Annotated in this window: 14 protein-coding genes; 3 read left to right on the top strand and 11 right to left on the bottom strand. The window is 73.4% G+C overall.

Translation table 11 applies throughout. From position 1 onward, the window contains the following. Window positions 1-65: 65 nt before the first annotated feature. Window positions 66-1,064, top strand: coding sequence for a TAXI family TRAP transporter solute-binding subunit (locus ACTJK8_RS08915; protein WP_440761804.1), 999 nt, complete (start codon window positions 66-68; stop codon window positions 1,062-1,064). Between the two features lie 12 nt (window positions 1,065-1,076). Here ACTJK8_RS08915 and ACTJK8_RS08920 read toward each other — a convergent pair whose 3' ends face one another. Beyond that, window positions 1,077-1,613, bottom strand: a complete 537-nt coding sequence (locus ACTJK8_RS08920; protein ID WP_024829353.1) for a GcrA family cell cycle regulator — start codon at window positions 1,611-1,613, stop codon at window positions 1,077-1,079. Between the two features lie 456 nt (window positions 1,614-2,069). On the opposite strand from ACTJK8_RS08920, the gene ACTJK8_RS08925 reads away from it, so the two are divergent. Beyond that, window positions 2,070-3,257, top strand: coding sequence for a patatin-like phospholipase family protein (locus tag ACTJK8_RS08925; protein WP_024829354.1), 1,188 nt, complete (start codon window positions 2,070-2,072; stop codon window positions 3,255-3,257). A 53-nt stretch (window positions 3,258-3,310) separates the two neighbouring features. On the opposite strand, the gene ACTJK8_RS08930 is transcribed toward ACTJK8_RS08925, so the two are convergent. From ACTJK8_RS08930 to ACTJK8_RS08940, 3 genes are all read right to left on the bottom strand, one after another. After that, complete coding sequence (locus ACTJK8_RS08930) at window positions 3,311-3,439, bottom strand: hypothetical protein (RefSeq protein WP_012320301.1); 129 nt, start codon at window positions 3,437-3,439, stop codon at window positions 3,311-3,313. A 95-nt stretch (window positions 3,440-3,534) separates the two neighbouring features. Next, window positions 3,535-4,947: a pyruvate kinase gene (gene pyk, locus ACTJK8_RS08935; RefSeq protein WP_440761805.1), complete on the bottom strand. Its 1,413-nt coding sequence runs from the start codon at window positions 4,945-4,947 to the stop codon at window positions 3,535-3,537. Between the two features lie 152 nt (window positions 4,948-5,099). Further along, entirely contained in the window at window positions 5,100-5,594 is a 495-nt protein-coding gene (locus ACTJK8_RS08940; RefSeq protein WP_440761806.1) for an SRPBCC family protein, read from the bottom strand. A gap of 144 nt (window positions 5,595-5,738) precedes the next feature. Between ACTJK8_RS08940 and ACTJK8_RS08945 the strand changes: the two genes are divergently transcribed. Then, window positions 5,739-7,031 carry a lytic murein transglycosylase gene (locus ACTJK8_RS08945; RefSeq protein ID WP_440761807.1) on the top strand — a complete coding sequence of 431 codons (1,293 nt, stop codon included), beginning with the start codon at window positions 5,739-5,741 and terminating at the stop codon, window positions 7,029-7,031. A 7-nt stretch (window positions 7,032-7,038) separates the two neighbouring features. Here the strand turns inward: ACTJK8_RS08945 and ACTJK8_RS08950 are convergent, their stop codons facing one another. The 7 genes from ACTJK8_RS08950 to ACTJK8_RS08980 form a co-directional block, all read right to left on the bottom strand. Further along, window positions 7,039-7,827, bottom strand: coding sequence for an aldolase (locus ACTJK8_RS08950; RefSeq protein ID WP_024829356.1), 789 nt, complete (start codon window positions 7,825-7,827; stop codon window positions 7,039-7,041). Window positions 7,828-7,914: 87 nt separating this feature from the next. Beyond that, window positions 7,915-8,931 (bottom strand): biotin-dependent carboxyltransferase family protein, encoded by a 1,017-nt coding sequence (locus tag ACTJK8_RS08955; RefSeq protein WP_012320296.1) that lies wholly within the window; start codon window positions 8,929-8,931, stop codon window positions 7,915-7,917. Further along, window positions 8,931-9,665: a 5-oxoprolinase subunit B family protein gene (locus ACTJK8_RS08960; protein ID WP_116656572.1), complete on the bottom strand. Its 735-nt coding sequence runs from the start codon at window positions 9,663-9,665 to the stop codon at window positions 8,931-8,933. Before ACTJK8_RS08960 ends, ACTJK8_RS08955 begins: the two co-directional genes overlap by 1 nt. Then, on the bottom strand, window positions 9,662-10,423 hold the full coding sequence (locus ACTJK8_RS08965; RefSeq protein WP_076727559.1) for a 5-oxoprolinase subunit PxpA: 762 nt from the start codon (window positions 10,421-10,423) through the stop codon (window positions 9,662-9,664). Before ACTJK8_RS08965 ends, ACTJK8_RS08960 begins: the two co-directional genes overlap by 4 nt. Before the next feature lie 28 nt (window positions 10,424-10,451). Beyond that, window positions 10,452-11,723, bottom strand: a complete 1,272-nt coding sequence (locus tag ACTJK8_RS08970) for an MFS transporter (RefSeq protein ID WP_440761808.1) — start codon at window positions 11,721-11,723, stop codon at window positions 10,452-10,454. A 43-nt stretch (window positions 11,724-11,766) separates the two neighbouring features. Next, on the bottom strand, window positions 11,767-12,582 hold the full coding sequence (locus ACTJK8_RS08975) for a putative hydro-lyase (RefSeq protein WP_012320292.1): 816 nt from the start codon (window positions 12,580-12,582) through the stop codon (window positions 11,767-11,769). A 165-nt stretch (window positions 12,583-12,747) separates the two neighbouring features. Further along, window positions 12,748-13,641, bottom strand: a complete 894-nt coding sequence (locus tag ACTJK8_RS08980; protein ID WP_440761809.1) for a LysR family transcriptional regulator — start codon at window positions 13,639-13,641, stop codon at window positions 12,748-12,750. Window positions 13,642-13,682 lie beyond the last annotated feature (41 nt).

The following is a 13,682-nucleotide window of genomic DNA, read 5'->3' on the forward strand; positions in this document are numbered from 1 at the left end:
TCTTTCCGGAATTGGGCGAACTTTCGGAGCGGGGTGGAAGACCTTTATTGAGCGGCCCTTTCCTTATGGAATTCTATTCTCCAGCCTGCCCGGCCACGGCCGGCGCTGCCGGACCGTCCCGCGCAATCGGCAGGCGGGGCCTGCCCCTTCGGCCGACTCGTCGGGCCGCTCTGCTGGCGGGCCTCGGCCTGATCCTGGCGCCGCCGGCGCGCGCCGCCGAGGCGCTCCGCCTCGTGCTCGCCACCGCGACGCCCGGCGGCGGCTTCCCGGCCTTCGGGGAGACCTTCGCCGGCGCGATCGCGGCCGCGGACCCGGCCCTGACCGTCGAGCGGCGTGCCACCGGCGGCTCGTCCGAGAATGTCGGCCTCCTCCGCGCCGGCCGCGTCGATCTCGGCCTCGTGCAGGGGGAGTACGCCTATCCCGCCCTCGCCGAGGGCGGCGGCCTGACCGTTCTGGCGCCGATGTACCCGACGCCGGGCCTGTTCGTGGTGCCGGCCGGCAGCGCGATCCGCTCGGTGGCGGATCTGCGCGGGCGCAGGGTCGTCCTCGGCACGCACAAGTCCGGGCTCACCGTCATGGGCCGGAGCGCCCTCGGCGCCTCCGGGCTCGATCCCGAGCGCGACATCAGCCCGATCCTGCTCGACCGGGCCGGCGACGGTCCGACACTGGTGCGGGAGGGCCGCGCCGACGCGCTCTGGGGCGGCGGCCTCGACTGGCCGGGCTTCCGCGCCCTGGCCTCCGATCCCGGCGGAGCCCGCTTCTTCGGACCGTCCGAGGCGGGCATTGCGCGCCTCGCGCAGCCCGGCGCGGCGACGCGGCGTCTCACGGTTCCGGCCGGCAGCTTCGCCGGGCAGGCGGAGCCGATCGAGACGGTCGGATCCTGGAGCTTCGTGCTCGCGCGGCCCGGCCTCGACGAGGAGACGGCCTACCGCGTCGTGAGTGCGCTGGCGCGGACCGATCTCACCACCGCCCGGCCGAGGAACCTCGTCGGCCTCGTCCCGGCGGATCGGGTCAATCCCGGGACCGTCCGCGTCCTCCGCGAGGCCGGCGTGACGCTGCGCTGACGGCGCGGCGGCTCAGCGGAAGGAGGCGACGCGGCGATCGCGCTTCCGCTCGGCGGCGGGCTGGTAGGCGATCTCGGCGTGGTGGGTGCAGTACGGCAGGCCGGTGATGGAGCGGGCGCCGCAGAAGCGAAATTCCGGTGTCGTCGGGTCGCCGAGGGGCCAGCGGCACATGGATTCCCGGAGGTCCATGATGGTGACGCGCTCCGACACCGCGAGGGCCACGGGCGCGGGCGCCGCGGCCGGCGCGGGCGCCGGGAATTCCGGGGCCGGACGGTGGGCCAGGATCGCGACCGGCTCGGGCGCCTGGGTCTCGACCACCGCGATGGCGGTCTCGATCTCGACCGTCTTCGACGGCGGGACGGCGGTGGCGGTTTCCTCGCCGCCGCGGGCGCGGCCGGCCAGACCGAGGCGGTGGACCTTGCCGATGACGGCGTTGCGGGTGACGCCGCCGAGTTGCGCCGCGATCTTGCTGGCGCTCTGCCCGTCTTCCCACAGGCGACGCAGCATCGCCACGCGATCGTCCGTCCAGCCGAGACCCGCTTCCATCATCCCCTCCGCCCCCTGCGGCTCGGCTGCGTTCCCGAAGGCACGTCCGTGTGTTCCAGGCCGACAGGCGCCGTATCCTCGGCCGGCCCTCTCGCCACGCAGACCGCGCCCTCGCGCACCGGCTGCCGCATCGCGTGCGACACCCTGTCTCGCCAGGCCACGGGGGAACCCTAGCGCGGCGCTCGCGAACCTTGCAAGGGCGCGCGGCCACCGGGCACCAGCCGCCGCGCCGCCTGTCCACCGGCAATGGCCCGAACCGGCACGGCCCGGTACGGCGCCGCACCGTCCCGCGCGCGCCCGCCACGGCCACGCTCGCGCCCCGATCGCGTGGGAGCGTGACCCCACCGCAACAGCGCGGCCTTATCGTTCCGTCGAAGCCGGCTAAGACGGAACAGGCGATACGGCCAAGCTCGTTCCGTGTGGCAGAGTGGGCGTGTTTCGCGGTTCGAGGAAGTGACGATGGGTTCTCGTCAGGTCAGCCTGCGCATGGCGGTGGCGTTCGGGCTGGCGGCGCAGGTCGCGGCCTGCGGCAGCGTTCCGCGGACTCCCTACAGCGCCGAGCAGGCGGCGTTCGCCACCGTGCCGGGCATTCCCGGCGCGCGCGTCTTCGCGGACGCGTCGGTGGACACGATCGCGGCCCTCGCCGCCAATCCGGAGCGGCGCCTCAAGGGCTTCACCTACCTGGCCCTGTCGGGCGGCGGCGGCGACGGCGCCTACGGGGCGGGCGTGCTCAACGGCTGGACGGCGTCCGGCAAGCGGCCGGAATTCACCCTGGTCTCCGGCGTCTCGACGGGGGCGCTGATCGCGCCCTTCGCGTTCCTGGGCTCGGCCTACGATCCTTACCTCACCGAGTTCTACACGAGCGGCGTCGCCGGCGAGCTCGTGGCCTCGCCGAATCTGGCCAACGTGCTGTTCGGCTCCGGCCTGTTCGGCGACGGGCGCCTGCGCAACCTCATCGACCGCTACGTCACGGACGATCTCCTCAAGGCCGTGGCCGAGGAGCACGCCAAGGGCCGGCGCCTGCTCGTCGTGACGACGAACCTGGATTCCCAGCGCGCGGTGATCTGGAACATGGGCGCCATCGCGGCGAGCGGGGTGCCCAATGCCCGCCAGCTGTTCCGCGACGTCCTGGCGGCCTCGGCCAGCATCCCGGCGGTGTTCCCGCCCCAGTTCATCGACGTCTCGGCGGGCGACGCGCGCTTCCAGGAGATGCACGTCGACGGCTCGGTGGTGACACCGGTCTTTACCCTGCCGCAGACGCTCCTGCTGCGCGACGGACGGATCCGCACCGGCGGCAAGGCCGAGATCTACGTGGTGATCAACGGCCGCCTGGAGCCGGACTTCGAGGTCACGAAGGACAACACGCTCTCGATCGTGGAGCGCTCCTTCACGACGGCGAGCCGCGCCCGTTCCCGCGCGACGCTGACGGCGACCTACGCGCTGGCGCGCACCAACGGCATCGGCTTCAATCTCACCTACATCGACGAGAACGGACCCAAGGCCTCCGCCGCGAAGGGCTTCGACACCGCCTACATGCGCGCCCTGTACGAGGCCGGTTACGAGAAGGGCCGGACAGGCGCCTTCTGGCAGCACTCGATCCCCGCCGCGCCGGTGCTGAAGGAGACGGCGAGCGCCGTGGCCAACTGATCGCCCGACCGTTCCGCCGCGCGCCCGACACGGGCGCGCGGCGAACGGCGCGGCTACTTGCCCAGGATCTTCGTCACGAGGCGGCCGAGGGGCGTCGCCGTGCTGGCGTTCCGGTCGTCCCGGTCGACGGGTCGGTTCTCGTTGCCGAGGATCTTGGTGACGATGCGTCCGATCAGGTTCATGGGTCGGCCCTCCGGTATCGCGCCCAAATGGCGCAGCTTCCCCAACAACGGGTCAGGCGCGGGCCGCGTTCCAGCCCGGCGCCCGATCGGGCGCCTCAGACCTGCATGAGGCGGATGTTGTTGGTGTTGCCGGCGGTGTGGAACGGGATGCCGGCGGTGACCACGATGATGTCGTTCGACCGCGCGAAGCCCTCGTCCTGCGCGTGGTGGCAGGCCTTCGAGGTCATCTCCTCGTAGCTGTCGACGTCCTCCGTCAGGACGCTGTGCGCCCCCCACAGCAGGCTCAGCCGCCGCGAGGTCGCGACGTTGGGGGTCAGGGCCAGGATCGACGCGGCGGGGCGCTTGCGCGCGACCCGCGCGGCCGTCGTCCCGCTCGCCGTGTAGGCGACGATCGCGGCGGCGTGCACGGCCTCGGCGAGGTCGGCCGTGGCGGTCGCCACCGCGTGGGGCGGCGTCTCCTCCTCGCCCGGCTCCGAGGCCGCGACGATCGAGTGGTAGAGCTTGTGCCCCTCCACGCTCCGGATGATCCGATCCATCATCGCCACCGCCTCGACCGGGTAGCGGCCTGTGGCGGATTCCGCCGACAGCATCACGGCGTCGGCGCCGTCATAGATGGCGGTGGCGACGTCCGACGCCTCCGCCCGGGTGGGCGCGGGGGCGTTGACCATCGAGTCGAGCATCTGGGTCGCCACCACGACGGGCTTCACGGCGAGCCGGCAGGCCCGGATCAGCTCCTTCTGCCGCCCCGGCACGTCCTCGTGCGGGATCTCGACGCCGAGGTCGCCGCGGGCGACCATCACGGCGTCGGAGAGCCGGATGATGTCGGCGATCCGCTCCAGCGCCTGCGGCTTCTCGATCTTCGACATGATGCCGGCCCGATCGCCGATGATTCCCCGCGCCTCGATGACGTCGGACGGCTTCTGGACGAAGGACAGGGCGACCCAGTCGACGCCGAGATCGAGCCCGAAGGCGAGGTCCGCCCGGTCCTTCTCGGTGAGCGGCGACAGGTCCAGCAGCGTACCCGGCAGATTCACGCCCTTGCGGTTCGAGATCGGCCCGCCGGTGACGACCTCGGCGGTGATCGAGGTCCGCTCGGGCCCGGTGATCCGCACCCGCACCCGGCCGTCGTCGATGAGGAGTTCCTGGCCCGGCACGACGGCGTCGAAGATCTCCGGGTGGTGCAGCGGGATCGCCTGCTTGTCGCCGTCGGCGCCCTCGAGGACGAAGCGGACCGTCTCGCCGGCCTCGAGATCGAGCCGGCCGCCCTGCAGCGTGCCGATCCGGATCTTCGGCCCCTGCAGGTCCTGCAGGATGCCGATCGGCCGGCCGACCTCCTTCTCGAGGGCGCGGATGGCGCCGTGGACCTTGGCGTGATCCGCCTGGACGCCGTGGCTGAAATTGAGCCGGAACGTGTCGACGCCGGCGAGGAACAGGGCGCGGAGCTGGTCCGGGGCGGAGCTGGCGGGACCGACGGTGGCGACGATCTTGGCGTGGCGGTGACGGCGCATGCGGGTCTCGGCCTCCTGAGGCTGCCTCTGGGAATCGAGCCGGGCGCTCGCTCGCGCCGACGGCGCTCACATCGGTCCGCGACGGCCCCGCGGCGAGACCCCGCGGCGCGCGGCGGGCGATTTTTCGCGCGGCGGGCCGATTCCGCGGGCGGCTATCTGGCCGCCTCCCGGGCGATCCCGGCAAGGCCGGCGTCGAACACGCCCGTGATGTCGGCGACGGTGTCGGCGTCGCTCATGCCCTCGGCGTCGAAGGTCGCGCTCCAGATCACCGTGGACCCCGCGCCGTTGGGACGGACCGCCAGCGTCGCGTTGTAGGCGCGCACCGGCAGGGGACCCTGGATGAAGCTGTAGCTGTAGCTCATGCCGGTCTCGTCGCGCGCGGTCTCGACCTCGGCGATCGTGCCCCGGCCGCCCTGCACCACGAGGCCGCGGATCTGCGCGCGGATGCCGTCATCGTCGTCGTCGCCCGACAGGATGCAGCGCTGGACCTGCGGGTGCCAGTTCTGGATCGCGCAGAAATCGCCGACCAGCGCCCAGACCGCCGCGGGCGGGGCCGGGACGTCGCGGCTGCGGGTGACCTCCAGGGCGCTGGCCGGTCCGGCGCCGAGGACGGCCGCGACGATAACCGTCAGGGAAGCGGGCTGCATCACGGGTGGTCTCCGGGCAGGCGGGCTGGTGTGACGCGACTTGGGGCGCTGCCGGGGCCGCGGCGAGCCCCGGGCCGCGTCTCGAAGGTGTCGCTGCCGGCCCGCTATGCTACGCCGCCCTCGTCTGGATCACCGGAGATGCCCATGGACGATCGCGCCGCGCCGAAGCGGCCCGCGACCCGGAGCGGCGCAACGCGCGCGGTCCTGGCGACGGGTGCCGCCCTCGTCTTCGGCACGGTCGTGCCGGCGCGCGGCGCCGGGCCCGGCCCCACCCCGCCGGCCGCACCGCAGTCCTTCGAGGCCTGCCGGGCCGACCTGATCGCCTGGGTCACGGCCCGCGCCGTGCCGCAGGGCCTCGCCGAGGCGCAGCTCGCCCACCTCACGCCCGACCCCGACGTGATCGCCGCGACCCAGAGCCAGGGCGAGTTCGTCCGGCCGATCTGGGACTACATCGAGGCCAGCGTCACGCCGGCCCGCGTCGAGTCCGGTCAGCGCAAGCTCGCCGAGCACGCCGACACGCTCGCGGCCATCGAGGCCAGGTACGGGGTCGACCGCCACATCCTGGTGGCGTTCTGGGGCGTGGAGTCGAGCTACGGCGCCGTGCTCGACAATGCGGCGGTGGTGAAGCCGGTCGTCCGCTCGCTCGCGACGCTCGGCTGCAGCGACCCCAACCGCATGACCTACTGGCGCGACGAGCTGGCGGCGGCGCTCCAGATCCTGGCCTGGAACCAGGCGCCTCTCGACCGGATGCCCGCCGGGCTCACCGGATCCTGGGCCGGCGCCATGGGGCACACGCAGTTCATGCCCAGTGTATACCAGCGCGAGGCGGTCGACTTCGACGGGGACGGCCGGCGCGACATCTGGACCTCGGTGCCGGACGCGCTCGCGTCGACGGCGAACTACCTGCGCAGCCACGGCTGGAGACCCGGCGAGGGCTGGGGCGCCGAGGCGGTGCTGCCCGAGACCTTCGACGCGGCGCTCGCCGACGAGACGACGGTCCGCACCGTCGCGGCGTGGCGGGGGCTCGGCGTGAGGCCCGCCCGCGACCGCGCCCTGCCGGACACGGCCGAGGCGACCCTGATCCTGCCCGCCGGGATCCGCGGCCCCGCCTTCCTGCTGCAGCCGAACTTCGCGGTGATCCTCCGCTACAACACGGCCCTGTCCTACGCGCTGACCGTCGCGCTCCTGTCGGAGCGCCTGCGCGGCGACCCGGGCCTGGTGCACGACTGGCCGCGGGGCGACCGGCCCCTCACCGCCGACGAGCGGCGCGACCTGCAGACCCGCCTGACGGAGCGCGGCTTCGCCACCGGCGGGGTCGACGGCAAGATCGGCCCGAAGACGCGGGCGGCGCTGCGCGCCTTCCAGGGGTCGGTCGGCCTGCCGCCGGACGGTTACGCCGACGCCGCGCTGCTGGACCGGGTCCGGGCCGCGCCCTAACGGGCGCTCACGCCAGGAAGGCGGGCTCGTCCCGGGCGAGCACCCGCTTGACGCTCTCCAGGTGCAGCCGCGCGCTCTCGGCGCGGCCGGCCGCCTCCTGGGCCGCCACGTGCTTCACGATCGCCTCGGGCACGGCCTTGAGCGCGCGCCCCGTGCTCATGGCCAGGACCTGCGCCTGCGCGGCGCGCTCCAGGTAGTAGAGGTCGTCCCAGGCCTCCGCGATGGTCTCGCCCAGCACCATCACGCCGTGGTTCTTCAGGAACACCACGTCCGCATCGCCGGCGCTCTCGGCGATCCGCCGGCCCTCGGACGCGTCGAGCGCCAGTCCGTTGTAATCCTCGTCCACCGCGATGCGGCCGTAGAAGCGCAGGGCGGTCTGGCCCGCCCACAGCAGCGGCTCTCCCTCCAGCATGGCGAGGGCCGTCGCGTAAGGCATGTGGGTGTGGAACGCGGCCCGGGCCCGGGGCTTCAGCCGGTGCAGTTCGGCGTGGATGTGGAAGGCGGTGGCCTCCGGCTGGCCGTCGCCCTCGATGACGTTGCCGTGGAAGTCGCAGAGCAGCAGGCTCGACGCGGTGACCTCCGCGAAGGAGAGGCCGTAGGGATTGACCAGGAACAGGTCGGGCCGCTCCGGCAGCACCGCCGAGAAGTGGTTGCAGATGCCCTCTTCCAGGCCGTGGCGGGCGGCCCAGCGCAGGCAGGCGGCGAGGTCGATCCGGGCGCGGCGCACGCTGTCGGCGTTCAGGGGCTCGTTGCTGCGGGCCGGCGGGGTCCCCGGGGCGGTAACGGCGTGCGCCATGCGTGCGGGCTTTCCTGTGTAAAGGGATCGGGCCGGGCGACCCGGCCGGGGCCGCACTCTAGACGCTCGCGCGCAGCCGCCAAGCGCTCAGGCGCGGCCGTCCGTGACGCCGCCGACGAGGTTGAGGCCGAGCAGGAAGTCCGACGCGAAATCCGTGCGGACGACCGGCTCGCGCGGGATCGCCTCGCGCAGGAGATCGCGCTCGGCGCGGCGCGCCGCGACCGCCTCCGCCACCGAGACGCGCCGGAACGACAGGCGCGCCCCGCCCCGGACCTGCGCCAGCCGCCCGAGATCCGGCCCGATGACCGTGGCGATCTTGGGGTAGCCGCCGGTGGATTGCCGGTCGGCCATCAGGATGATCGGCAGGCCGTTGCCGGGGACCTGGATCGCCCCCATGGCGACGCCGTCGGAGACGATGTCGTGCCCCTTGGCGTGTTTCAGCGGGGTGCCGTCGACGAAGCAGGCCATCCGGTCGCCGCGCGGCGAGACCGTCCAGGGGCCGGCCAGGAACGCCGCGATCTGGTCGGGCGCGAAGTAGTCGTCCTGCGGGCCCAGCACGACCCGGATCTCCCGCCCGTCCCGGATGAGCCAGGGCGCGACGAGCCGCTGCGGCGGCCCGTCCGGTGTCCGACCCTCGGCGACGGGGAGGCGGTCGCCCGCGGCGAGGCCGCGGCCGTCGAGGCCGCCCAGCCCCGAGCGGGTATGGGTCGCCGCCGACCCGAGGACCGGCGCCACGTCGAGACGCCCGGCGACCGCGAGGTAGCCCCAGGCGCCGGCGTCGCCGGCCCGCACGACGAGGGTCTGGCCGGGCTCCAGGGTGAGCGCGACCGTGTCGGGCAGGAGCACGCCGTCCAGCGCGACGCGGAAGCCCGGCGCCAGCAGGGCGAGCCCGACGGCGCCGTCCTGCGCCGAGACGGTGACGCCGCCGGTGGAGATCTCGACGGCGGTGGCGTCGAGGGCGTTGGACGCCGCCCGGTTGGCGGCGGCGTGCATCAGCGGATCCATCGGGCCCGCGGCCGTGATGCCATAGCGCAGGTAGCCGTGCCGGCCCCCGTCCTGCAGGGTGATGCCGGGTCCGGCGGCGTCGATGACGAGGGCGGGCATCAGCGCGCCTCCCCGCGGCGGGCCACCGGCTCGCCCGCCGCCTCGCGCGCCGTGAGGGCGTCGAAGGCCGCCGCATCCACGGGCTCGAAGCGGATCAGGTCGCCGGCGCCGACGAAGAAGCTCGGGTCGCGCTCCGGCGCGTAGAGGCGGGCCGGGGTCGCGCCGATCACGTACCAGCCGGTCGGCATCGGCACGGTCGCCACCGCGGCGAGTCCGCCGCCGATCATGATGGCGTTGCGCGGGTGCGGCGGCCGCGGGCTCGCCCGCCGGGGCACCGCCAGGGGCTTCGGCAGGCCGCCGAGATACGCGAAGCCCGGCGCGAAGCCGTACATGTAGACCCGGAAGGTCGTGGCGGCATGGGTCGATACCACCGTCTCCGGCGACAGGCCGCTCCGCTCGGCGACCTGCGCGACGTCCTCCCCGTGGGGCGCGTCGTAGCAGCAGGGCAGAGTCCAGAGGGTCGGGCTCGCCGCGCGCGCGGTCGCGCCCGCCGCCAGCGCCCGGACCCGCTCGGCGAGCGTCCCGCGGTCGAGCACCAGCGGGTCGTAGTGCAGCATCAGGGAGCGGTAGGTCGGCACGCGCTCCCGCAGCCCCTCCGGCGGGTCCGCCCCGAGGGCGTCGTCGAGCGCCAGGACCCGGTCGCTGATCGCCGGGTCGACCGTGCGGCCGAACTCGACCACGAGGGCCGCCTCGCCGGCGTCGAGGAGGCGGGGCTCGTCCAGCGCCGCGCTCACGGCCGGAACGGCGCCAGCGAGACGCCCGCGCCCTCCAGCCGGGTCCGCACCGCCCGCGCCGTGGCGACGGCGTGGTCGGAATCGCCGTGGACGCAGATCGAGCGGATCGGCGTCGGCAGCGTTTGACCGTCGGCCGTGAGGATCGCGCCCGCCTCGACCATGCGCAGGACGCGGTCGGCCGCCTCGCCGGAATCGGTGATCATCGCGCCGGGCTGGCTGCGGGGGATCAGCAGGCCGGTCGGCGTGTAGCCGCGATCGGCGAAGATCTCCTGGTGGACCTCGAGGCCGCAGGCCTCGCCCGCCGCTACCTGGGCGGTCAGCGCGATGGCGAGCAGCGCCAGCTCCCGGTCCACCGCGCGGACCGCGCGGGCGATGGCGTCGGCCACCGGCCGCTCCTCGGCGGCGACGTTGGCCAGCGCCCCGTGGGCCTTCACGTAGGTGATGCGGTGGCCGGCATAGGCGGCGAGGGCCTGCGCGGCGCCGATCTGGTAGGCGACGAGCCGCTCGATCTCGGCCGGGCTGTACGGCATCCGTCGCCGCCCGAAGCCCCAGAGGTCCGGGAAGCCCGGATGGGCGCCGACGGCGACGCCGCGCGCCTTCGCCAGCGCGAAGGTCCGGGCCATGATCTCGGGGTCGCCGGCGTGGAGCCCGCAGGCGACGTTGGCCGAGGTGACGATTCCGAGGATCGCCGCGTCGTCGCCGCAGGCGTAGGCGCCGTAGCCCTCGCCGAGGTCGGAATTGAGGTCCACGCTGGTCATCGCCGCCGCTCCGCGTGCCGATCGGGTCTCACAGGGCCGCAACGGGTTCCGGCTCGGCCGGATCCGCGGTGCAAGAATCGAGCGCGCGGCCCGCCGTCTCCGGCAAGAGAAGCGCCGCGACGATCACGAGGCAATAGGCCCCCGCCGCCACGACGCCGATGGCGGTGCCGAGTGTCAGCGAGCCGCTGAGATGGCCTACTACGGCCGGGCAGATCGCGCCCGTGGCGCGGCCGAAATTGTAGCAGAATCCCTGTGCGGAGCCGCGGATCCGGCTCGGGAACAGCTCGCTCAGGAAGGCGCCCATCCCGGAGAAGACGCCGGAGAGGAAGAAGCCCAGCGGGAAGCCGAGGACCAGCATCACCGGGTCGGTGATCGGGATCAGCGTGTAGGCCAGCACGAGGACACCGGCGCAGAAGCCGAACAGGACGAAGCCGCGACGGCGCCCGATGCGGTCGGAGAGCCAGGCGCTGGTCAGGTATCCGACGAACGACCCGAAGATGAGCATCAGCATGTAGCCGCTGGTGTTCAGCACCGAGAGGTTGCGCTCCGTCTTCAAGTAGGTCGGGAGCCACGTGGTCACCGCGTAGTAGCCGCCCTGCATGCCGGTCGCGAGCAGGCTCGCCAGCACGGTCCGGCCGATCAGCGGCCGGGAGAAGATGTCGAGGAAGCTGCCGGTATCGCCGACGTCGCGCATCGCGGCGCGGGTCTGGCGGTAGATCTCGGGGTCCTCGATGTTGCGGCGGATCCAGAAGATCAGCACCGAGGGGAGGGCGCCGAGCCAGAACAGGATCCGCCACGCCACGGCGGGCTCCGCCAGGGCGAACACGGCCCAGAAGGCGATGGCCGCGCAGGCCCAGCCGACCGCCCAGCTCGACTGGACGAGCCCCACCGCCTTGCCGCGGTAGCGCGCCTGGATCGTCTCGGCGATCAGCACCGACCCCACCGACCACTCGCCGCCGAAGCCGAAGCCCTGGAGCGCGCGGGTCACGAGCAGCTGCTCGTACGAGTGGGTGAAGCCGCTGAGCACCGTGAACAGGGTGAACCACGCGACGGTGCCCTGCAGGACGACCACCCGGCCGTAGCGGTCCGCCAGGATTCCGGCTGCCCAGCCGCCGATCGCCGAGGTCACCAGCGCGGCGGTGGCGATGTTGCCGGCCTCGACCTTGGTCAGGCCCCAGACCACGACCAGGGTCGGGATCAGGAAGGTGTAGACCATGTAGTCGAACGCATCGACGCCGTAGCCCGCGAAGGCCGCGCCCAGGACCCGGCGTTCCGCCGGACTCGTGTCTTTCACCCACATGGCGCAACTCCTTCGCGGACGGGCCGCCACGCGGCCGGGAGGGTCACAGGAACGGCAGGTCCCGGTTGAGGAGGTCGGTGATCAGCATGTGACCGGGCGCGTGGGTGATGCAGAGCGGCAGTCGCGCCGCCATCGCCACCGCCTGCGGGGTGACCCCGCAGGCCCAGAAGACCGGGAGCTCGTCGGGCTCGATCGGGACGGGGTCGCCGAAATCCGGCCGCGCGAGGTCGCGGATGCCGATCAGGCCCGGGTCGCCGAGATGGATCGGCGCCCCGTGGACCGCCGGCATCCGGGCCGTCACCTGCACGGCCTTGATGGCGTCCGCCGCCTTCATCGGCCGCATGGAGACCACCAGGGGGCCGTGGAACGGTCCCGACGGTTGGGTCTCGATCGACGTCCGGTACATCGCGACGTTGCGGCCCAGGGCAACGTGCCGGAGCGGGATGCCCGCCTCGATCAGGCCGGCCTCGAACGAGAAGGAGCAGCCGAGGACGAAGGTGACGAGGTCCTCGCGCCAGACGCCGGTCAGGTCGGGCAGCTGCGCCGCGAGTTCGCCCCCCTCGTAGACGCGATAGCCGGGGACGTCGGTGGCGAGGTCGAGGTCCGCCCCGAGCGTCGGAAGCGCGCGGGCGCCGGGCCGCGAGACGCCGAGGATCGGGCAGGGCTTCGGGTTCTGCTGGCAGAAGCGGTGGAAATCCTCCGCCATGGCCCGCGGCAGGATCATCAGGTTGCCCTGCGCGTGGGCGGGGACGAGACCCGAGGTGTGGCCCCGGAACCGGCCCGCGCGGATCGCGCGCCGCGCGTCCACCGCGTCGGCGAAGACAGGTGCGGCGCCGTCGGCGCCCGGGTGCTGGCTCACCGCGTTGATCTCCCCGGCTGGTCGTCGTGCGCCGGGCCGCCCTCGCCGGGCGCCCGTATTCCGCAAGATCGCGATCGCTTCAGCGATTCATTTCCTGCGGCAACGATCCCATCGCGCCGCGGGGCGCGCCAATCGTGATTGCGAATGGGGCGCGATAAACCCGTCTTATCGGCCGGCGGCCCAGGTCTCGGCGACCTCCTGGGCGAGGCGGGCCGCGTCCGCCACGAAGTGGTGGGCCGGCCGCTTCGTGTGCATCGCCGTGAAGGTCAGGTCCGAGAGCGTCGGCTCGGCCGGCAGGACCCGCAGGGTGCCGGCGCGGAGCTCGGCCTCGACCACGGCCGGCGGGATCACGCAGATCCCGAGGCCCTCGACGCCCATCTTCACGATGGTGGCCAGCGAGGCGCTCGTGTGGATCTGGCTCGGCAGGAGGTTCTCCTGCAGGACGAGGTCGCGCAGCTCGACGTAGGGGCTGGTGTTGCGCGGGTAGGTGATGAGCGGGTGGTGCAGCAGCGCGCCGAGGCTCAGGGGCTCGTCGCCCGGCAGCAGGTCCGGCGCGGCGATCCAGGCGACGGGGGTGCTGAACAGCGCGCGGTTGGCGAAGCTCGGCAGGGTGATCGGGCCGACGAGGAAAGCGAGGTCGATCTCGTCGGCGACCAGGGCGGCCTGCATGTTCGGCGAGATGTCGACCGTGATGTCGACGCCGATCCCGGGATGGGCGGCGCGCATGCGCTCGATGAAGCGCGACAGCCACAGGTGGACGATCGTCTCGGACACGCCGAGCCGCAGGGTGCCCCGCGTCCGGCCGGTCTCGTGCAGGGCCGCGCTCATCTCGGTCTGGAGCGCCAGGAACCGCTCGGCGAAGCCGAGGAGCAGACGCCCCCGCTCCGTCAGCGCGACGTCCCGGCTGCGGCGCTCGAACAGCGTCCCGTACTCATGCTCCAGGGCCGCGATGCGCTGGGAAACTGCCGGCTGGGTGGTGTTCACCTTCTCGCTGGCGCGCCGGAAGCTCGAGAGTTTCGCGACCCAGTAGAACACCTCCAAGCTGCGGAAATCCGCCATCCCGCGATCGTCCCGCGCCGCCGTCGTGTCCGGTCATATCG

Origin of the sequence: Methylobacterium sp. 22177, assembly GCF_052045615.1 — a bacterium.
GTDB lineage: Bacteria > Pseudomonadota > Alphaproteobacteria > Rhizobiales > Beijerinckiaceae > Methylobacterium > Methylobacterium radiotolerans.

Coding starts and splice junctions, on each gene's coding strand:
- ACTJK8_RS08915 (WP_440761804.1), top strand. CDS start 66: ATGGAATTCTATTCTCCAGCCTGCCCGGCCACGGCCGGCGCTGCCGGA.
- ACTJK8_RS08920 (WP_024829353.1), bottom strand. CDS start 1,613: ATGATGGAAGCGGGTCTCGGCTGGACGGACGATCGCGTGGCGATGCTG.
- ACTJK8_RS08925 (WP_024829354.1), top strand. CDS start 2,070: ATGGGTTCTCGTCAGGTCAGCCTGCGCATGGCGGTGGCGTTCGGGCTG.
- ACTJK8_RS08930 (WP_012320301.1), bottom strand. CDS start 3,439: ATGAACCTGATCGGACGCATCGTCACCAAGATCCTCGGCAACGAGAAC.
- pyk (WP_440761805.1), bottom strand. CDS start 4,947: ATGCGCCGTCACCGCCACGCCAAGATCGTCGCCACCGTCGGTCCCGCC.
- ACTJK8_RS08940 (WP_440761806.1), bottom strand. CDS start 5,594: ATGCAGCCCGCTTCCCTGACGGTTATCGTCGCGGCCGTCCTCGGCGCC.
- ACTJK8_RS08945 (WP_440761807.1), top strand. CDS start 5,739: ATGGACGATCGCGCCGCGCCGAAGCGGCCCGCGACCCGGAGCGGCGCA.
- ACTJK8_RS08950 (WP_024829356.1), bottom strand. CDS start 7,827: ATGGCGCACGCCGTTACCGCCCCGGGGACCCCGCCGGCCCGCAGCAAC.
- ACTJK8_RS08955 (WP_012320296.1), bottom strand. CDS start 8,931: ATGCCCGCCCTCGTCATCGACGCCGCCGGACCCGGCATCACCCTGCAG.
- ACTJK8_RS08965 (WP_076727559.1), bottom strand. CDS start 10,423: ATGACCAGCGTGGACCTCAATTCCGACCTCGGCGAGGGCTACGGCGCC.
- ACTJK8_RS08970 (WP_440761808.1), bottom strand. CDS start 11,723: ATGTGGGTGAAAGACACGAGTCCGGCGGAACGCCGGGTCCTGGGCGCG.
- ACTJK8_RS08980 (WP_440761809.1), bottom strand. CDS start 13,641: ATGGCGGATTTCCGCAGCTTGGAGGTGTTCTACTGGGTCGCGAAACTC.